Here is a 19,463-nt window from a genome sequence, read left to right as displayed (position 1 = left end):
CGGTCGGTCGGCGAGCTGCTCGAGAACCAGTTCCGCATCGGCCTGGTCCGCATGGAGCGCGCCATCAAGGAAAAGATGTCGGTCTACCAGGAAATGGCGACCGCCATGCCGCACGACCTGATCAACGCCAAGCCGGTCATGGCGGCGATTCGCGAGTTCTTCGGGTCGTCGCAGCTGTCGCAGTTCATGGACCAGACCAACCCGCTGTCGGAAGTGACCCACAAGCGGCGGCTCTCCGCGCTCGGCCCCGGCGGTCTGTCGCGCGAGCGCGCCGGGTTCGAGGTCCGCGACGTCCACCCGACGCACTACGGGCGGATCTGCCCGATCGAGACGCCGGAAGGCCCGAACATCGGCCTGATCTCGTCGCTGTCGTGCTACGCCCGGATCAACGAGTTCGGCTTCATCGAGTCCCCCTACCGCAAGGTCAAGGACGGCCGCGTCGTCGACTACGTGATCATCACCAACGCCGGCGGCAACACCAAGTACAAGGTCGGCGACATCGTCGAGGCGAGCGACGTCGGCGCCGACAAGGACAAGGCCGGCGAGACCGGCACCGGCGGCCGCCGCCGCCGCGGCCTCGAGTACGAGCCCTACTCCTACTACCTCTCGGCGTGGGAAGAGGACCAGTACATCATCGCGCAGGCCAACGCGCAGGTCGACGAGCGGGGACGCTTCGTCCAGGAGCGCGTCAACGCGCGCCAGGCCGGCAACTTCATCCTGCCGACCCGCGACAAGGTCGACTTCATCGACGTCTCGCCGAAGCAGCTCGTCTCGGTCGCCGCGTCGCTGGTGCCGTTCCTCGAGAACGACGACGCCAACCGCGCGCTGATGGGATCGAACATGCAGCGCCAGGCGGTGCCGCTGCTCCGCGCCCGGGCGCCCTACGTCGGCACCGGCATGGAGTACATCACCGCGCGCGACTCGGGCGCCTGCATCGTGGCGCGCCGCTCGGGCACCGTCGACTACGTCGACTCGCAGCGCATCGTCGTCCGCGTCGAAGGGGAGTCGGAATCGATGTCGCGCGAAATGGGCGCCGACATCTACCCGATGACCAAGTTCAAGCGGTCGAACCAGAACACCTGCATCAACCAGAAGCCGATCGTCCGGGTGGGCCAGAAGGTCCACAAGGGGCAGATCCTCGCCGACGGTCCGTGCACGGAGCTGGGCGAGCTGGCGCTCGGGCGCAACGTGCTGGTCGCGTTCATGCCGTGGCGCGGCTACAACTTCGAGGACGCGATCCTCATCTCCGAGCGCATGGTGAAGGACGACGCCTACACGTCGATCCACATCGAAGAGTTCGAGATCGAGGCGCGCGACACCAAGCTCGGTCCGGAGGAAATCACCCGCGACATCCCGAACGTCGGCGAGGGCTATCTCGCCGATCTCGACGAGAGCGGCATCATCCGGATCGGCGCCTCGGTCAAGCCCGGCGACATCCTGGTCGGCAAGGTCACGCCGAAGGGGGAGACCCAGCTGACGCCGGAAGAGAAGCTGCTCCGCGCGATCTTCGGCGAGAAGGCCGGCGACGTGCGCGACGCCTCGCTCGTCTGCCCCCCGGGCATCGAAGGGATCATCGTCGGCGTCAAGATCTTCTCGCGCAAGGGCATCGAGAAGGACGACCGCGCCAAGGCGATCGAGAACGACGAGCTGGAGATGATGGAGAAGAACCTGCAGGACGAGATCCGCATCCTTCACGACGAAGTGAAGAAGCGCGTGATCGCGATGCTGCAGGGGCAGGAATCGCGCGCCGATCTCTACGACGAGCACGGCCGCGAGCGGCTGCTGAAGAAGGGCACGCCGCTGACCGCGGAGGTGCTGCAGAGCCTGCCCTACGAAGCCATCGTGCGGCTGAAGGTGAACGCCGACGATCCGCGGCTCGAGGAAGACCTCCGCGAGCTGGAGGAGCGCACCGAGCGCCAGGTCGAAGTGATCCGCAACCAGTTCGAGGAGAAGAAAGAGAAGGTCCGCCGCGGCGACGAGCTGCCTCCCGGCGTCATCAAGCTGGTCAAGGTCTACGTCGCGATGAAGCGCAAGCTGTCGGTCGGCGACAAGATGGCCGGCCGCCACGGCAACAAGGGGGTCATCGCGCGCATCCTGCCGGAAGAGGACATGCCGTACCTGCCCGACGGCAGCCCGGTGGAGATCGTCCTCAACCCGCTCGGCGTGCCGTCGCGGATGAACGTCGGCCAGATCCTCGAGACCCATCTCGGCTGGGCGGCGCACGCGCTCGGCCTCTACTTCGCGACGCCGGTGTTCGACGGCGCGCGCGAGAGCGAGATCAAGGACTGGCTGGAGCAGGCGGGGCTGCCCAAGAGCGGCAAGACGCGGCTCTACGACGGCATGACCGGCATGGAGTTCGAGCAGGACGTCACCGTCGGCTACATCTACATGCTGAAGCTGTCGCACCTGGTCGACGACAAGATCCACGCGCGCTCGATCGGTCCGTACTCGCTGATCACCCAGCAGCCGCTGGGCGGCAAGGCGCAGTTCGGCGGCCAGCGCTTCGGCGAAATGGAGGTCTGGGCGCTCGAGGCCTATGGCGCGGCGCACATCCTCCAGGAGCTGCTGACCGCGAAGTCCGACGACGTGACCGGCCGCGCCAAGATCTACGAGGCGATCGTCAAGGGCGACGCGTCGTTCCAGCCCGGGCTGCCGGAGTCGTTCAACGTCCTCATCCGCGAGCTCCAGGCGCTGTGTCTGGACGTCGAGCTGATGAAGACCAAGAAGAAGCTGGTGGAACCGGAAGTTCCGGCCACGGACGAAGGCGTCCCCGTTCTGGCGGAGAGCTAAAACTACATGAGACCATCATTCGATACCCGCGGATCGCTGACGACGGACTTCGATGCCATCCGGATCAGCCTTGCCTCCCCGGACAAGATTCTGTCCTGGTCGCACGGCGAGGTGACCAAGCCGGAGACCATCAACTACCGCACCTTCAAGCCGGAGCGCGACGGGCTCTTCTGCGCGAAGATCTTCGGCCCGGTCACCGACTGGGAGTGCCTGTGCGGCAAGTACAAGCGGATGAAGCACCGCGGCGTCATCTGCGACAAGTGCGGCGTTGAAGTCACCCAGGCCAAGGTGCGCCGCGAGCGTCTCGGCCACATCACCCTGGCCACGCCGGTCAGCCACGTGTGGTTCTTCAAGGGGCTGCCCAGCCGCATCGGGCACCTGCTCGACATCTCGCTGCGCGATCTCGAGCGCATCCTCTACTTCGAGGCCTACGTCGTCATCGAGCCGGGCGACACCGATCTCAAGCCGAACCAGCTGCTGAACGAGGATCAGTACCGCAAGGCGCGCGAGGACTACGGCCAGAAGTTCCGCGCCCAGATGGGCGCCGAGGCGATCAAGGAGCTGCTCAAGCGCGTCAACGTCGAGCGCATGGCGACGGAGCTGCGCGACAAGATGCGCGCCGAGAGCTCGGTGCAGAAGAAGCTGAAGTTCGCCAAGCGGCTGAAGGTGGTCGACTCGTTCCGCAAGTCCACCAACAAGCCGGAGTGGATGATCCTCGACGTCATCCCGGTGATTCCGCCGGAGCTGCGCCCGCTCGTTCCGCTCGACGGCGGGCGGTTCGCGACCTCGGACCTGAACGATCTCTACCGCCGCGTCATCAACCGCAACAACCGGTTGAAGAAGCTGATGGAGCTCAAGGCGCCCGACGTCATCATCCGCAACGAGAAGCGGATGCTGCAGGAGGCGGTGGACGCGCTGTTCGACAACGGCCGCCGCGGCCGCGTGCTGCGCGGCGCCAACAACCGGCCGCTCAAGTCGCTGAGCGACACGCTCAAGGGCAAGCAGGGGCGCTTCCGCCAGAACCTGCTCGGCAAGCGCGTCGACTACTCGGGGCGCTCGGTCATCGTCGTCGGGCCCGAGCTGAAGCTGCACCAGTGCGGGCTGCCGAAGAAGATGGCGCTCGAGCTGTTCAAGCCGTTCATCTACAACAAGCTCGAGGAGCGCGGGCTCGTCGCCACCATCAAGCAGGCGAAGGAGATGGTCGAGCAGCAGCGGCCGGAGGTGTGGGACATCCTCGAGGAGGTCATCCGCGAGCATCCCGTGCTGCTGAACCGCGCGCCGACGCTGCATCGTCTCGGCATCCAGGCGTTCGAGCCGGTGCTGGTCGAGGGCAAGGCGATCCGCATCCATCCGCTCGTCTGCACCGCCTTCAACGCCGACTTCGACGGCGACCAGATGGCGGTGCACATCCCGCTGGCGCCGGAAGCGCAGATCGAGGCATCGGTGCTGATGATGTCCTCGAACAACATCCTGTCCCCGGCCAGCGGCCAGCCGATCGCGATCCCGTCGCAGGACGTCGTGCTCGGCTGCTACTACCTGACCAAGTCGAAGCCCGGCGCCAAGGGCGAAGGGCGCGCCTTCGGCAACTTCGAGGACGTGGTGCTGGCGCTGGAAGCGGGCGAGCTCGAGACGCTGACGCCGATCCGCGTGCGGATCAGCGGCGAGCTGATCGATCTCACCGTGGCGCGCGACGACCAGGGGGTCCAGTACGCCGAAGTGCAGGACGTCCGCAACAAGGTGATCAACACCACCGTCGGCCGCGTCATCCTCAACAGCGCGCTGCCCAAGGGGATGCCGTTCGTCAACGGCCTGCTGAAGAAGAAGGGGCTGCAGCAGCTGGTGCAGTACTGCTACCTGCGCTACGGCCTCGAGAAGACCGTCGAGATGCTCGACTCGCTCAAGACGCTCGGCTTCACCTACGCGACGCGCTCGGGGCTGTCGATCGGCATCGACGACCTGGTCATCCCGTCGCAGAAGCCGGCGCTGGTCGAATCGGCCCGCGACGAGGTGATCAAGGTCGAAGGGCAGTATCTCGAAGGGGCGATCACCAACGGCGAGCGCTACAACAAGGTCATCGCCGTGTGGTCGGAAGTCACCGAGAAGATCGCCGACGCGATGTTCGGCGAGATGGAGGAGCTCGACCAGTCGGGGCGCAATTTCAACCCCGTCTACATCATGGCCGACTCGGGCGCGCGAGGCTCGAAGCAGCAGATCCGCCAGCTGGCGGGGATGCGCGGTCTGATGGCCAAGCCGTCGGGCGAGATCATCGAGACGCCGATCACCTCGAACTTCCGTGAGGGGCTGACGGTGCTCCAGTACTTCATCTCGACCCACGGCGCGCGCAAGGGCCTCGCCGACACCGCGCTCAAGACCGCCGACTCGGGCTACCTCACCCGCCGTCTGGTCGACGTGGCGCAGGACGTCATCATCCACGAGCTCGATTGCGGGACGATGGACGGCATCGACGCGCGGGCGATCGTCGAGTCGGGGGAGATCATCGAGCCGCTGCGCGAGCGCATCATCGGCCGGGTCACGCTCGAGAAGATCGTCGACCCGTTCACCGGCGAGGTCATCGTCAACACCAACGAGGAGCTCGACGAAGAGAAGGCGACGGCGATCCAGGAAGCGGGCATCGAGAAGGTGCGCATCCGCTCGGTGCTCACCTGCGCCAGCCGCCGCGGCTGCTGCGCCAAGTGCTACGGCCGCGACCTGGCGACCGGCAAGCTGGTCGAGCTCGGCCTGGCGGTCGGGGTCATCGCCGCGCAGTCGATCGGCGAGCCCGGCACGCAGCTGACGATGCGCACGTTCCACATCGGCGGCACGGCGTCGCGGGTCAGCGAGCAGTCGACGCTCGACGCCAAGCACGCCGGCGTCGTCCGCTACCAGGGGCTGCAGGTCGTCGAGACCAGGCCGCAGGGCGGCGCGGCGGACGCCAAGGGCGAGCTCGTCGTCATGAACCGCACCGGATCGATCGTCGTCCAGGACAACAAGGGACGCGATCGCGAGCGCTATCCGATCGTCTACGGCGCGCGCCTCAAGGTGCGCGACAGCCAGTCGGTCGAGCAGGGGCAGATTCTCGTCGAGTGGGACCCGTACACGTTCTCGATCCTCACCGAGGAAGCGGGCACGGTGAAGTACAAGGACCTCATCTCGGACGTCACCTTCCACGAGGAAGTGGACGAAGTCACCGGCCTGTCGCGGAAGATCGTCGTCGACAGCCCGGACGAGAAGAAGCAGCCGACGATGGAGATCCGCGACAAGGGCGGGAAGGTGACGCGCAAGTACCACATGCCGTCGCACGCCCACCTGATGGTGGAGGACGGCGACACCGTCCACGCCGGGCAGGTGCTGGCGAAGATCCCGCGCGAGTCGACCAAGACCAAGGACATCACCGGCGGTCTGCCGCGCGTCGTCGAGCTGTTCGAGGCGCGGAAGCCGCGCGAGACCGCGGTCATCTCCGAGATCGACGGCGTCGTCCGCCACGGCGGCATCGTCAAGGGTCTGCGCAAGATCATCATCGTTCCCGACGAGGGCGGCGGCGAGCCGCGCGAGTACTCGCTGCCGCGCGGCGTGCACGTCAACGTCCAGGAAGGGGACCGCGTCCGCGCCGGCGAGCCGCTGATGGACGGGCCGAGCAACCCGCACGACATCCTCTCGGTGCTCGGTGAGAAGGCGCTGCACTCCTACCTGGTGAACGAAATCCAGGAGGTCTACCGCCTGCAGGGCGTCAACATCAACGACAAGCACATCGAGGTCATCGTCCGCCAGATGATGCGGTGGGTGAAGATCGAGGATGTCGGCGACACCGAGTTCCTGATCGAGGAGCAGGTCGATCGCTTCCGGTTCATGGAAGAGAACGAGCGGGTGATCGCGGCGGGCGGACGTCCGGCGCAGGGCCGGCCGCTGCTGCTCGGGATCACCAAGGCGTCGCTCTCGACCGACTCGTTCATCTCGGCGGCGTCGTTCCAGGAAACGACGCGGGTGCTCACCGAAGCGTCGATCTCGGGCAAGGTGGATCACCTCCGCGGCCTGAAGGAGAACGTGACGATGGGCCGGCTGATCCCGGCCGGGACGGGCTTCGAGTTCTACCGGAACGTGCGGATCCCGGCGGACGAGCCGCCACCGCCGCCGCCGCCGTCGCCGGAGGAGCTGGAGCTGGAACGGGAGATGGAATACTTCGTCGAGCCGGAGGAGGCGTTCACGCGCGACGAGATCGAGTAATTGGCGATTGGCGATTGCAGATTGCCGATCGACAATTGTCGATTGGTGATTGGCGATCGACGGATCGTTGATTGACGCGTGGCTTCCGCTTCGGGCGGAAGGATTTGGGGCGGCGATTCTTCGGAGTCGCCGCCCTTTTTGTTTGCACTCGCCGCGTCGCCAGGCAAGCTTAGGCGAGATTTCGCGCCCTTCGTTCGTGACTACTCATGGGCGGTCGTCTGAGCGCACTGCCGGAATCTCGACGAAGGTCGGCTGCATCGATCTGGTTGCGCGAGAGACTTCACCCGGGGCATGTAGCATAAACACTGACGCGGCTCGGTAACGGTTGTGCTAGGATCCGCGCACTTCCAACTCACAAGGCGTTTCAGATGCGCCATGGCAAGACGATGCTAGCGGTTGCGTGCGCGAGCCTATTCTCCAAGTACGGATGGTCGGCTCCGTCAGTTGGCTTAAGAGGGATTCGGTGATGCCGGTCGAGGGGCACTCCGTTACATAGGACACCCATGGCCTACGTGAAGTTCGAAAGAGTTCCTTTGAGGAATAACTCACAATACACAGAACGATGGGTACAAGACCGAATTGCTGACGACCCATCGCTGCTCGGACTCGGCGATGTGATTCTGAAGGATAAGGAACGAATTCAACCGCGAGCAGGACGCCTAGATCTCCTCCTCCAGGCAGTCGAGACAAATAGGCGATTCGAGGTCGAGATTCAGTTAGGCGCGACGGACGAGTCTCACATCATTCGCACAATCGAGTACTGGGATATTGAACGAAAGAGATATCCACAGTACGAACATTCGGCAGTGATAGTCGCGGAAGAGATAACCGCTCGATTCCTGAATGTCATTACCTTGTTTAATGGGCAGATCCCGTTAATCGCTCTTCAGCTGAGCGCATTTAGGAACGGTGATTCCATCGGTTTGGTCTTTACACGAGTCGTCGATCAGCTGAATTTTGGACTCGTCGAGGAAGACGAGGAAACGCACGAGGTAACGGACCGGAACTACTGGGAGACTCGCGGCTCGCAAAGAACTGTCGCAATGGCGGACGCACTGCTGCAACTCATTAGGAAGTTCGAACCTGGACTGGAGCTGAAATACAACAAGTTTTATATCGGACTCGCCAAGAACGGGGAGCCAAACAACTTCGTCGTCTTTCGGCCTGCAAAGACGTTTATTCGTTTTGAACCACGGCTGGAGCGATCGGACGCAATGCAGCAACAGCTCGAGAGCGCTGGCCTCGACGTGATGGACTATGACGAGCGGTGGGGACGCTATCGGATTCGGCTTACGCCTGACGATCTTCAGAAGCACCGACAGGTGATTGAATCGGTCATCGGTGAGTCTTTCGAGGCATCAACGGGCTAACAAGAGCTTCCAGGTGAAGAGAACGAGCGGTGATCACGAAGGCGGGAGCCGCCACCGCCGCCCGCCCGCCGTCGCCGGAGGAGCTGGAGCTGGAACGGGAGATGGAATACTTCGTCGAGCCCGAGGAGGCCTTTACCCGCGACGAGATCGAGTAGTCGCGGGCAATTGCAGATTGGCGATTGGCGATTGGCGATTGCCGATCGACGGTTGTCGATTGGGTGATTGGCGATCGACGGAGTGTCGGATTGCAGATTGGGCGGCAGTGCTTCGGCGCTGCCGCCCTTGTTTTGTCCGGACGCGCGTCTCGTCCCGGAACAGGCGAGGATCTTGCGCCCGGGTGAACTCGGTCCGGACCGAGTTCCGCGACGTGTGCTGTGACGCGGCCACCTGACAGGCCCCGTCTGTGGGCGACAAGAACTTCAACTCCAGGCAGTCTTCCTCACAAGCGGCGTGACAACTCGTGCCGGAACAGGCGAGAATGCTGCGCAAACACTCGTTCCCCGGGCGAGTGGACTCGGTCGGGACCGCGTTGGTCGCGGTTGAATGCACCGACCGTCCAACGGGCCAGCGGGTACAAGGAGTGAAGAGATGTTCAGGACCGCTGCAACGAATCTGCTCGCCGCTGTTTTTCTCGTGGCTGGGCTGGCTGGGTTCGCCGCCGCTTGGGCGGCGTGGCCACGGACATCCGCCACATCGCCACTCATGGCACTCGTCGCCCTGACGTGGGGCTGTGCCTACGTTGTCACTGCTGTTCTCACGTGGCGGCGTTCTCGCTTCGCGGCACCCGTCTTTCTGGCGGCGATCGGCCTGCTCCTGTTCCCGGCGAGATTCCTGTTTCCTGGAGAGCAGGTCCTCATCCCTTCGCTGGTCGTTCTCACCCTCGTCGCGTTCTTCGGCCACCGCTATCTGCATCGGACCAGTGGCGCCGCCGCGATACGCTGATAAGGATGATTCGCAAGCTCGCGTCCGGCAAGTACCGCCTCTATTCGCGCAAGAAGGATCCGAAGACGGGCCGCCGCCGGAATCTCGGCACGTTTACCTCCAGAGCCGCCGCGGAAAAGCACGAGCGAGCGGTGCAGTTCTTCAAACGTTCCTGATGAACCGACAGCATCCAGGCTTGCATCGCACCGTGCCACGAGTGACACTCGCAATCGGCGTGCTGCTGTCGTGCGCGGCAACCGGCCTGCTGCTCGCGGGCTGAGCGTCGGACACCTTCGGTCCATTACTTCTTGGAGGCAACATGAAGACGATCGTCACGGCGGCGCTGATACTCGGGTTGTGCGGGATGGCGGGTGCGCAGGCGGCGGATCCGGTCGGCACGTGGAAGTGCCAGTACACGATCGGCGACCAGAACCGCACGGCCGACCTGACGATCACGAAAAGCGGGGACAAGGTCGAAGGGACGATGAACTGGCCTGACCAGAAGGACGAGAAGATCAAGAATCCGCAGTTCAAGGATGGGAAGCTGACGTTCTCCGTCGTCCGGAAGTTCATGGACAACGAAATCCCCATCGACTACGTGCTGACCATTGACGGCGACAAGCTCTCGGGGAAGGGCTCCGCGGAATTCGGAGGGCAGAAGCAGGAGTTCGACATCACCGGGACCCGCGAGAAGAAGAACGAGTAGCAGGATGGGTGTCCGCGGCATTCTCGATCCGGACCGAAATGACATGTGAGTTGTTGGCGCGACCGTGCCTTCGGCGATGGTGACGCAGCAGGACGAACGCAGCCAACTGTCGGCGTCCATGACAGTCGCCGAATTCGACAACGGCTACTGGTACGCCGCCGATCTGAAGCGATTCGCTCGTACTCTTGGCATCGAGGGGAGCCGACTCCGCAAGGACCAGCTCGAACGGCTCGTTCGTCATTTCCTCCGTACGCGACGGCTGCCGGACGCCGCCGTGCCAGCCGCGGCGGCGGCCCCGCGTGACGTCGACCTCGGCCTGCACCTCGACGCGCCCGTCGTCCGCTATACGAATGAACCGCGCACCAAGGCGTTTCTCGAACGGGAGGCGGCCAGGATGTCGCCCGCCTACCGGCGGCGTTCCGGCGCCCGGTATCGTCTGAACCGGTGGCGCGAAGCGCAGCTCGCGCGCGGCCGCCGAATCACGTATCGCGATCTCGTGCGCGAGTACGTCCGCTTGAGCGCGCCCGCCGCGGAGCACGAGCGTGTGCCGCACGTCCGCTACATCAACTTCGTGGCGGATTTCCTTCGCCGGGAGCGGAACGCGACCAGGGAGGCGGCGATCCGTGCGTGGCACGCACTGAAACGGATGGACTGCCCGAAGACGTATGCGGCGTGGCGGGCCGCCCGCTCACGGCGCTGAGCGCGCCAGCGGCAGACATCCGGCAGCCACCGATGGCGCAGCCCGGGTTGTGACGCATATGATGCGCGCATGACGGCACCGACACGTTCGTCGTTCGGGACGACCGCATCCTCGCGCATTCGTTCGCGCTGGTCCTACTCTCCAGGAGGTCGAACATGAAGATCCATCCGTACCTGAATTTCGTCGGCCAGACAGAGGAGGCGTTCCGCTTCTATGAACGAGTCCTCGGCGGAAAGCTGACCGAGTTCTACCGGTTCGGCGCGATGCCGCAGCAGGAGGGTTTCCAGCTCACGCCCGAGCAGAAGAACCTGGTGATGCACGTCGGCCTCGCCCTGCCGGACGGCCAGATGATCATGGCGAGCGACACCATGCCGGGGATGGGCCCGCAGCACGTCGCGGGGAACAACATTTCGATCTCGCTCCACCCGGACAGCCGGGCTGAAGCCGACCGCGTCTTCAACGCGCTGGGGCAGGGCGGCACCGTCACGATGCCGATCGCGGATCAGTTCTGGGGGGACTACTTTGGCAGCCTGACGGACCGGTTCGGGATCAACTGGATGGTGAACTACACCGACCCGGCCGCTCGGCAGCAGTAAGCAGCGTTTTGCACCCCGGCGGCCGCGGCGATTATAAGGTCGAGATGAGACTTCTGGCGACGGTGGCCACGCTCCTTTACTTGTTGACGGGCGTGCCTGTCGACGGCCCGATCCTCGTCGGCTGACGCGCAACGATCTGCCAGCCGTGCGGGCCAGGCGCACGACGCACGAGCACCCACAGGATGTTCAGATGGTTGTCCAGCAGTGCTCCGGGAGGTCCAGTGCGAAAGTCGACGATCCCCTTGACCACCGCGACATTGCCGTAGAGACGTATCGTCGTCTCGCTGAACTTCATGAACTCAGCGACGTTGGGCCCGTTGATGTCGGCAAGCACCTGACTCTTGGTCTGCGTCGCGGCGCTCGAGTGTGAATAGGTGACCTCGTCGCCATATATCTTTTCCAGCGTCGCCACGTCCTTGGCGATGGTCGCCCTGGCCATCAACTCCAGGGTGTCCGTGACCGCCTTCTCATCGGCCTTGCTCTGCGCCGCCTCAGTCGCCGTTCCAGCGGCGACGAGCGCCCCGAGCATCACGAAGGTCATCATCAGCAGCTTGGCTTTCATCGCCTCTGTGTACAGGAAACGGTTGCCGATCGCAAGCATCAGCGCGAGCACGAGCAGGAGCATGCGCGACGAGAGTGTGATCACGGACTCGCGGCCAGGCATCCCGTGACGAACTGCGCGACTGATCCGGCGGCCGAACGGACGGCTGTGCTACCGTGCTCCCGTGCCGCGTTTCACGCCCATGCGTCCGTCGGCAGGAGCCAGGCTGACCATGCGTGTCCGGGAGGGTAAATGCGAGTCACGTGCATGCTGATCGTTGCCCCGGCAATCGGTCCGGAACACGTTCTCGGCGAAACGGCGATTCGCACGAGGCGCACGACCTCTGCGGCCAACCGCGATGTACACGCGGGATGTATACGCCGGATGGGGTGGCGCCGGGCACTGGGTGTCGGCGCAGTCGACGATCGCGCAAGCGACGGCTGGCAGGTGAGTCGTCCATGAGCCCGTCGTCGAGTGCGCCCAAGGTCAAAGAGCTCACCGGCAAGGAGCGCGATCGCCTCCTGCAGATCCTCGAGGCGCGGTTTGCCGCGCACATGCAGCGTCACGCAGATCTCGAATGGTCCGCGGTGCGGGCGAGGCTGGAATCGAACGCCGCCGGACTCCAGTCGCTCGACGCCATGGAACAGTCCGGCGGCGAACCGGATGTCGTCGGGATCGACAGGACGACGGGCGAGTTCATCTTCATGGACTGTTCCGCGCAGAGTCCGAAAGGACGGCGCAGCGTCTGTTACGACCGCCGTGCGCTCGTCGCGCGCAAGGAGCACAAGCCGAAGAGCGACGCGGTGACGATGGCCGGCGCCATGGGGGCGACGCTGCTGACCGTCGACGAGTACCGGCGCCTTCAGGAGCTTGGCGAGTTCGACACGACGACGTCCAGCTGGGTGCAGACGCCCGAGAAGATTCGCAATCTCGGCGGCGGGTTGTTCTGCGACCGCCGCTACGACACCGTGTTCGTGTATCACAACGGCGCCGACTCCTATTACGCCGCCCGCGGGTTCCGCTGCTCGCTGCGAGTCTAGGAGGTTCCTCGTCATGCGCGACTTGAAGACATCGCTGGCGCTCGTGCTTGTCGCGGCCATGGCCGCCCTGGGCCTCCGGTGTGCTCCGGTGCAGGTGTCGAGGAGCGACGGATCCGCAGCGCCGGCTCCGGCGAAAGGCCTCCTCGTCCAGCAGGACGAAGCGGCGGGTACGATCTCCGTCTATCGGGCTGGGAACAGGTCCCCGATTGTCACGCAGAATGCCAGACCGGATTTTCGGCCTTACCTGCACCCCATCATGGCGCCCGACGGTCAGGGCGTGCTGACCGAGGACAGTCCCGGACACCACAAACATCAAACCGGCCTGTATTGGGGATTTACCCGGTTGAACGGCCGTGACTACTTCCACAACCCGACAGGTGACCACTGGCGGCGCGCGTCGGCCGCGATAGTCGTGGCGAGTGGTGACGAAGTGCGTTGGGAGACCGTCTACGACCTGCTCGATGCAGACGGCACCGGCATGCTCACGGAGACACAGCGCTGGTCGATGCGCGAACGCGACGGCCGCTTCGAACTCGATCTGGTCTGGCGAGGCACGGCACACACCGACGTCACCATCGGCAAGTACGACTATGGAGGGCTGTTTCTCCGGATGCCATGGCGGCAGGGCATGGCGGGCGAAGTGGTCAACGCCGCGCGGCAACGCGACCAACGCGCGGAAGGCCAGCGCGCGATGTGGATCGACGTCGGTCTGCGGGTCGAGGGCCGTCGCGACCTGGCCCACGTGGCGATCTTCGACTATCCGGACAATGGCGGCTATCCACAGGCGTGGCGTGTGGATGAGCAGTTCGGCGTGGGGTCCGCGCGAGCGCGCACCGGCGACTGGGCGATTGCCAAGGGACAGACGGAGGTCATCCGCCATCGTTTCGTGATCTATACCGGCACCCTGAACGATGTGGAGCTGACGAACGACTGGACCGAATACAGCGGCAACAGGTCGACCTACTCGACCTCCGCGCTCTGGAGCATCGCGCGCGCCCAAGGCAGGCAGGAGGCGTTTCTGACGGCCGAGCAGGCCGCGGCGCAGATGACGACCATCGACGGCTTCAAGGTCCACGCGTGGGCCGCCGAACCGATGCTGACCCAACCGATGGCATTCTGCTGGGACGATCGCGGCCGCCTGTGGATAGCGGAGAACCGGGACTATGAAACACGGGCGCAGGGATTCTCGAATGCCGGCGACAGCCGCATCCTGATCCTCGAGGACACGGATCGCGACGGCGTGGCCGACAGCCGCAAGGTGTTTCTCGAAGGGATTCCGTTTCCCGCCGCCATCGCCGTCGGTTTCGACGGTCTGTTTCTCGGGGCGCCGCCGAACCTGTTGTTCGTGCCGGATCGCGATGACGACGATCGAGCCGACATGGCCGATATCGAGGTTCGCCTCACCGGGTGGGGCATCCTCGATCGTCACGAAACCATCAACAGCCTGCAATGGGGTCCGGACGGATGGCTCTACGGGCTGCAGGGTTTCGCCACGCCGTCGAAGATCAGGAAGCCGCAGGGCAAGGGGCGCATCTACAAAGCCAACGAACGCTTTCCCGCCGATCTCCTGTCCGGCGAGGGCATCGAGATGGACGGCGGAGTGTGGCGGTATCATCCGACGAAAGACCGGTTCGAGGTCGTGGCCCACGGGTTCAGCAACCCGTGGGGCGTCGACTACGATGCCAAAGGTCAGCTCTTCATCACCGCGTGCGTGATTCCGCACCTCTGGCACGTCATTCCCGGCGGCATCTTCCACCGGCAGGGAGGCCAGCATTTCAATCCCTACGTCTACGACGACATCAAGACGATCGCCGACCATCGCCACCGGTCCGCGCACGGCGGAGCGCGCGTGTATCAGTCGGACGCGTTTCCCGAGTCCCAGCGCGGGCGGATCTTCATGGCCAACATGCACGAACACGCCGTGCTGTCTGACGTCCTCGAGCGCAAGGGTTCCGGCTTTACGGCGCGGCATGGTCACGACTTCCTGATGGCGAACAGCGCGCAGTGGATCGGCTTCAGCCTCGAGATCGGTCCGGAGGGCGCGCTCTACGTGCTCGACTGGCATGATGGCGACATCTGCGGCAACGACGTGCTGCACAAGAACACCGGGCGCATCTACCGGATCGCGCCCACGACCTCACTGGCCAGGGCATGGGAAGGCCGCTATTCGGACCTGCGGCAGATGGCCGATCGCCAGCTCGTCGCACTGCAAACCAGCAGCAGCGACTGGCATGCTCGGCGCGCGCGCGTCATTCTCCAGAATCGAGCGGCGAAAGGCCTGCTGAAATCCGACACGCACGCGCAGCTCCGGGACCTGTTCGCGTCGAGCGCCAGCACGGATATCCGACTGCGCGCCATGTGGTCGCTTCACGTCTCCGGCGGTTGGACCCCCGAGACGCTCACGCAGCTGCTGCAACATCCCGAGGAGTACGTTCGGGCCTGGGCGATTCAGCTGCTCTGCGAGGATCGCTCGCCGCCCGCTGCCGCCGTCGAGAAGTTCCGGCTGATGGCACGCAACGACCGTTCGCCGGTGGTGCGCCTGTATCTGGCCGCGGCGCTTCAGCGCCTCGACTCCCAACACCGCTGGCCGATCGCGTCCGAACTCATGATGCACGCGGAGGACGCCGGCGATCACAACCTGCCGAAAATGACGTGGCTCGGCGTGGAGCCGCTCGTCGCGGCGAACCCGGAGGTTGCGCTGGATTACGCGTCATCGAGTCGAATCCCGCTCCTCGCGCAGTTCATTGCCAGGCGAGCTGTCGACGCGAGCGCGCTCGATGCGCTGGTCGCGGCCATCGGGAATGCGCCGCCAACTCGGATCAGCCTGCTGCAGGGCATGCGGGACGGGCTCGAAGGCCGCGTCGATCTGACGGCGTCGGCATCATGGGCAGCGCTCTATCCGCGTTTGAGGCGATCGGATGCGACGATCGCCCGAGTGGCCCAGCAGATCGCCGATCACTTCGGCGATACGGCGTCGGCGCTCCGCCACCTCGCCGCGATCCAGCGTAAGAACGCTGCGCCCGACGAGCGCAGGCGCGCGCTGCAGGTTCTGACGGCGCAGCGCCGGCCGCAGCTCGTCCCGGCGTTGCCGGCCGCGTTGGACGATCCGGTCCTGCGCCTCGACGCCATTCGTGCGATCGCGGCGTTCGACGACGAGTCGCTGGGAAGGCTGCTGATCGAGCGATACGCGTCATTCAGCGCTGGCGAACGACCGGAGGTCGTGCAGACGCTGTCGTCGCGTCAACGATATGGTCAAATCCTGACCGAGGCGATGGCGAAGAAGCAGGTGCCGACCACCGATGTCCCGGTACACGTCGCCCGTCAGCTGGTCAGGGTAGTGGGGCCAGCCTTCACGGAGGTCTACGGGCCCATCGAGCGCAGCGCCGAGGAACGGTCGTACGCGAGATACCGGGGTCTCCTCAACGAAACGGCAATGAGCCGCGCCAACCTCCAGAACGGCCGCGGCGTGTTCCAGCGGATTTGTGCACCGTGTCACAAGATGTTCGGCGACGGCGGCACGGTCGGTCCCGATCTCACCGGGTCGAACCGGACGAATCTGAACTACCTGCTGCTCAACGTGCTGGAGCCGAACGCAGAAGTGTCGGACGCCTACAAGATGGTGGTGGTCAGGACGCGTGACGGCCGCACCTACACGGGGACTGTCACGTCGGAGACTGACCGGCAAATCACGTTGCGGGTTGCCGGCCGGGATCAAGTGGTGGTCAGCAAGTCCGAAGTGCAGTCCCGGGAGGCGACCGCGGTCTCGATGATGCCGCCGGGACTGTTCGATGCGCTCGGGGATAGCGAGGTGGTGGATCTGGTGGCCTTTCTCCGGAGAAGTACCGATCGCTGACCTTGCCGACGCCACCCGGTATAATGCCGACCTCCGTCCCTTAGTCGATCTCAAGAAGGAGCTCGCAGTCGATGTTCCGCACCCCCGTGTTGCGCACCTGGATGCTGGCAGTCGCCAGCGTCTCCGTCCTCACCCTCTCCGCCGGCGGCGACATCGTCCGCGCCGTCTCCCAGACGCCCCAGACCCCCCAGCAGCAGGAACCGGAGCAGACAGGGGGCCGTGGCGGACGCGGGGGGCAGCAGGCGCCGCCGGCCCCGCGGCCGTACGCGCAGGTGATCACCGCCGCGGCGAGGACCGACGACGGCATCGTCAAGGTGCATCGGGTCGGGGAGACGCTCTACTACGAGATCCCCAAGGCGCAGCTCGGAAAGGACTTTCTCTGGAACACCCAGATCAAGAAGACGACGATTGGCGCCGGCTATGGCGGTCAGGCCGCCGGCAGCCGCGTCGTCCGCTGGGTGACCAAGGGCGATCGCGTGCTGCTGCTCAGCATCGATTACAGCCTCGTCGCCGATCAATCGAACCCGATCTATCAGGCGGTGGACGACGCGAACTATCCGACGATCATTCGAGCCTTCAACGTCGCGGCCTACAGCCCGTCGGGCGATCCCGTGATCGACGTGACGCCGCTGTTCCTGACCGACGTTCCGGAGATCTCCGTGCGCGGGCGGATCGGCGGCCGCGGCATGGATCCCACCCGTTCGTTCATCGAGCGGACGGTGTCGTTCCCCGAGAACGTCAACGTCGAGGTGACGCAGACCTTCACCGCCAACGAGGCGGCGGGGGGCGCCGGCGAGGGGCGGGGACGCGGCGAGCTCCCTGGGCGCGGCATGCGGGGATCCAGCGGGACGGTCCTCACTCACCACAGCATGGTCAAGCTGCCCGAGAACCGGATGATGGGTCGCTTGTTCGACGAGCGCGTCGGCTACTTCACGCAGGGGTTCACCGACTACGGCGCCGAGGATCACCGCTCGGTGGCCAAGCGCTACATCACGCGGTATCGCCTCGAGAAGAAAGACACGAACGCGGCGGTCTCGGAGCCGGTGCGGCCGATCGTGTATTACGTCGATCCGGCGACGCCGCCCAAGTGGGTGCCGTTCATCAAGAAGGGAATCGAAGACTGGCAGGTGGCCTTCGAGGCGGCCGGCTTCCGGAAGGCGATCGTCGCGGCCGAGGCGCCGAAGAACGATCCCGAGTGGAGCGCCGAAGACGCGCGCTACTCGGTGATCCGCTGGCTGCCGTCGACGACGGAGAATGCCTCGGGCCCGCACGTGCACGACCCGCGCACCGGCGAGATCCTCGAGGCAGACATCCAGTTCTACCACAACGTTCAGAACCTGGCGAAGAACTGGTACTTCGTGCAGGCCGGGCCGCTCGATCCGCGCGCCCGGAAGCTGCCGCTGCCCGACGATCTGATGGGCGAGCTGATGCGCTACGTGGTGGCGCACGAAGTCGGCCACACGCTCGGCTTCCAGCACAACATGAAGGCGAGCTCCGCCTACACCATCGAGCAGATCCGCGACCCGAAATGGGTGAAGGAAATGGGGCACACGCCGACGCTGATGGACTACTCGCGGTTCAACTACGTCGCGCAGCCTGAAGACAAGATCGACCCCGCGGACCTGATTCCAAAGATTGGCCCCTACGACAAGTGGGCCACGATGTGGGGTTACAAGCCGATTCCCGAAGCCCGCACGCCGGACCAGGAGCGGCCCACGCTCGACAAGTGGGCCCGCGAACAGGACGACAAGCCGTACCTCCGCTTCTCGACCGAGGGCGCGGAGGGCAGCGACCCCGGCGACCAGACCGAGGCGGTCGGCGACATCGACGCCGTGCGCGCGACGACGCTGGGGCTGAAGAACCTGGGACGCGTCTCGGAAATGCTGTTCACCGCGACGAGCACCAAGGTCGGCGATCCGTGGACCGAGCTCGAGGAAGTCTACGGACGCATGGTGTCGCAGTGGCAGTTGGAGATGAACCACGTCGTCCGCGTCATCGGCGCCTTCAACTCGCAGCAGAAGCACATCGGGCAGCAGGGGGTGCGCTTCACGACGGTGCCGCGGGCCAGGCAGTCGGAGGCGCTGAAGTTCCTGCTGGAGAACGCCTTCACGACGCCGGGCTTCATGATCCAGCCGGACGTCCTTCGCCGCATCCAGGCGTCGGGCGTCGTCGAGCGCGTGCGCACGGCGCAGAACTCAGTGTTGAGCAACCTGCTGCAGGCGGCGCGGCTGGATCGGATGGTGGAGCAGGAGGCGCTCGACGGTTCCGTCGCTTACCCGCCGCTTCAGTTCCTCAGCGACCTTCGCAAGGGCGTGTGGTCGGAGCTGGCGAAGCCGGCGACGCCGATCGGCATCTATCGACGCAACCTCCACCGGTCGTATCTCGACACGATCGATACGCGCCTGAACGGGACCACGGCGCCGAGCGACGAGGTGCGCGCGCTGTTCCGCGGCGAGCTGCGCGCGCTCGACGCGGAAATCCGGAAGGCGCTGCCGCTCGTGGCCGACGAAGTCTCGCGGCGCCACCTGGTCGATGCGCGCGATCAGATCGCGCAGACGCTCGACCCCCGGGCGATGCGGACGCGCGCGCCGGACCCGGCGGCGGGACGCGGCGGACGCGGCGGCCTGCGCTGAACCAGACGCGACCCGTGGCGCTGATCGACAGCTCCGTGTGCGTCGTCGGTCGACGACAGACATCCGGCAGACGACCGCGACGCAGCCGCCTG

At 65.1% G+C, this 19,463-nt stretch carries 12 protein-coding genes and 1 pseudogene; 12 read left to right on the top strand and 1 reads right to left on the bottom strand.

Translation table 11 applies throughout. From position 1 onward, the window contains the following. The 9 genes and pseudogenes from rpoB to VFK57_10510 all read left to right on the top strand — a co-directional run bounded on the left by rpoB (nucleotide 1) and on the right by VFK57_10510 (nucleotide 11,304). Nucleotides 1-2,727, top strand: a pseudogene (gene rpoB / locus VFK57_10550) (DNA-directed RNA polymerase subunit beta). Between the two features lie 69 nt (nucleotides 2,728-2,796). Beyond that, a complete protein-coding gene (gene rpoC, locus VFK57_10545; GenBank protein HET7696137.1) occupies nucleotides 2,797-7,011 on the top strand; it encodes a DNA-directed RNA polymerase subunit beta' in 4,215 nt (1,404 codons plus the stop codon). A 503-nt stretch (nucleotides 7,012-7,514) separates the two neighbouring features. After that, nucleotides 7,515-8,381, top strand: coding sequence for a hypothetical protein (locus VFK57_10540; GenBank protein HET7696136.1), 867 nt, complete (start codon nucleotides 7,515-7,517; stop codon nucleotides 8,379-8,381). Between the two features lie 29 nt (nucleotides 8,382-8,410). Further along, complete coding sequence (locus VFK57_10535; GenBank protein HET7696135.1) at nucleotides 8,411-8,536, top strand: hypothetical protein; 126 nt, start codon at nucleotides 8,411-8,413, stop codon at nucleotides 8,534-8,536. 433 nt (nucleotides 8,537-8,969) lie between these two features. Beyond that, the gene (locus VFK57_10530; GenBank protein ID HET7696134.1) at nucleotides 8,970-9,323 is read left to right on the top strand and encodes a hypothetical protein; all 354 of its coding nucleotides are present in this window, start codon (nucleotides 8,970-8,972) and stop codon (nucleotides 9,321-9,323) included. A gap of 5 nt (nucleotides 9,324-9,328) precedes the next feature. Beyond that, a complete protein-coding gene (locus VFK57_10525; protein HET7696133.1) occupies nucleotides 9,329-9,478 on the top strand; it encodes a hypothetical protein in 150 nt (49 codons plus the stop codon). Between the two features lie 143 nt (nucleotides 9,479-9,621). Beyond that, on the top strand, nucleotides 9,622-10,008 hold the full coding sequence (locus VFK57_10520; protein ID HET7696132.1) for a hypothetical protein: 387 nt from the start codon (nucleotides 9,622-9,624) through the stop codon (nucleotides 10,006-10,008). A 118-nt stretch (nucleotides 10,009-10,126) separates the two neighbouring features. Then, a complete protein-coding gene (locus VFK57_10515) occupies nucleotides 10,127-10,708 on the top strand; it encodes a hypothetical protein (protein ID HET7696131.1) in 582 nt (193 codons plus the stop codon). Nucleotides 10,709-10,863: 155 nt separating this feature from the next. After that, a complete protein-coding gene (locus VFK57_10510; protein HET7696130.1) occupies nucleotides 10,864-11,304 on the top strand; it encodes a VOC family protein in 441 nt (146 codons plus the stop codon). A 76-nt stretch (nucleotides 11,305-11,380) separates the two neighbouring features. Here the strand turns inward: VFK57_10510 and VFK57_10505 are convergent, their stop codons facing one another. Then, nucleotides 11,381-11,929, bottom strand: a complete 549-nt coding sequence (locus VFK57_10505; protein HET7696129.1) for a nuclear transport factor 2 family protein — start codon at nucleotides 11,927-11,929, stop codon at nucleotides 11,381-11,383. Between the two features lie 374 nt (nucleotides 11,930-12,303). On the opposite strand from VFK57_10505, the gene VFK57_10500 reads away from it, so the two are divergent. The 3 genes from VFK57_10500 (at nucleotide 12,304) to VFK57_10490 (ending at nucleotide 19,371) form a co-directional block, all read left to right on the top strand. Then, nucleotides 12,304-12,885, top strand: a complete 582-nt coding sequence (locus VFK57_10500; GenBank protein HET7696128.1) for a DUF4256 domain-containing protein — start codon at nucleotides 12,304-12,306, stop codon at nucleotides 12,883-12,885. Nucleotides 12,886-12,898: 13 nt separating this feature from the next. After that, nucleotides 12,899-16,738, top strand: coding sequence for a PVC-type heme-binding CxxCH protein (locus VFK57_10495; GenBank protein HET7696127.1), 3,840 nt, complete (start codon nucleotides 12,899-12,901; stop codon nucleotides 16,736-16,738). A 71-nt stretch (nucleotides 16,739-16,809) separates the two neighbouring features. After that, entirely contained in the window at nucleotides 16,810-19,371 is a 2,562-nt protein-coding gene (locus VFK57_10490) for a zinc-dependent metalloprotease (GenBank protein HET7696126.1), read from the top strand. Nucleotides 19,372-19,463: the final 92 nt, after the last annotated feature.

The organism is Vicinamibacterales bacterium (assembly GCA_035699745.1).
Classification (GTDB): domain Bacteria; phylum Acidobacteriota; class Vicinamibacteria; order Vicinamibacterales; family 2-12-FULL-66-21; genus JAICSD01.
This window is presented reverse-complemented; position numbering and strand designations above follow the sequence as displayed.

Bases quoted from the DNA above. Each gene is read 5' to 3' on its own strand.
- VFK57_10525 (HET7696133.1), top strand. From the start codon at position 9,329: ATGATTCGCAAGCTCGCGTCCGGCAAGTACCGCCTCTATTCGCGCAAG.
- VFK57_10540 (HET7696136.1), top strand. From the start codon at position 7,515: ATGGCCTACGTGAAGTTCGAAAGAGTTCCTTTGAGGAATAACTCACAA.
- rpoC (HET7696137.1), top strand. From the start codon at position 2,797: ATGAGACCATCATTCGATACCCGCGGATCGCTGACGACGGACTTCGAT.
- VFK57_10510 (HET7696130.1), top strand. From the start codon at position 10,864: ATGAAGATCCATCCGTACCTGAATTTCGTCGGCCAGACAGAGGAGGCG.
- VFK57_10520 (HET7696132.1), top strand. From the start codon at position 9,622: ATGAAGACGATCGTCACGGCGGCGCTGATACTCGGGTTGTGCGGGATG.
- VFK57_10530 (HET7696134.1), top strand. From the start codon at position 8,970: ATGTTCAGGACCGCTGCAACGAATCTGCTCGCCGCTGTTTTTCTCGTG.
- VFK57_10490 (HET7696126.1), top strand. From the start codon at position 16,810: ATGTTCCGCACCCCCGTGTTGCGCACCTGGATGCTGGCAGTCGCCAGC.
- VFK57_10515 (HET7696131.1), top strand. From the start codon at position 10,127: ATGACAGTCGCCGAATTCGACAACGGCTACTGGTACGCCGCCGATCTG.
- VFK57_10500 (HET7696128.1), top strand. From the start codon at position 12,304: ATGAGCCCGTCGTCGAGTGCGCCCAAGGTCAAAGAGCTCACCGGCAAG.
- VFK57_10495 (HET7696127.1), top strand. From the start codon at position 12,899: ATGCGCGACTTGAAGACATCGCTGGCGCTCGTGCTTGTCGCGGCCATG.
- VFK57_10505 (HET7696129.1), bottom strand. From the start codon at position 11,929: ATGCTCCTGCTCGTGCTCGCGCTGATGCTTGCGATCGGCAACCGTTTC.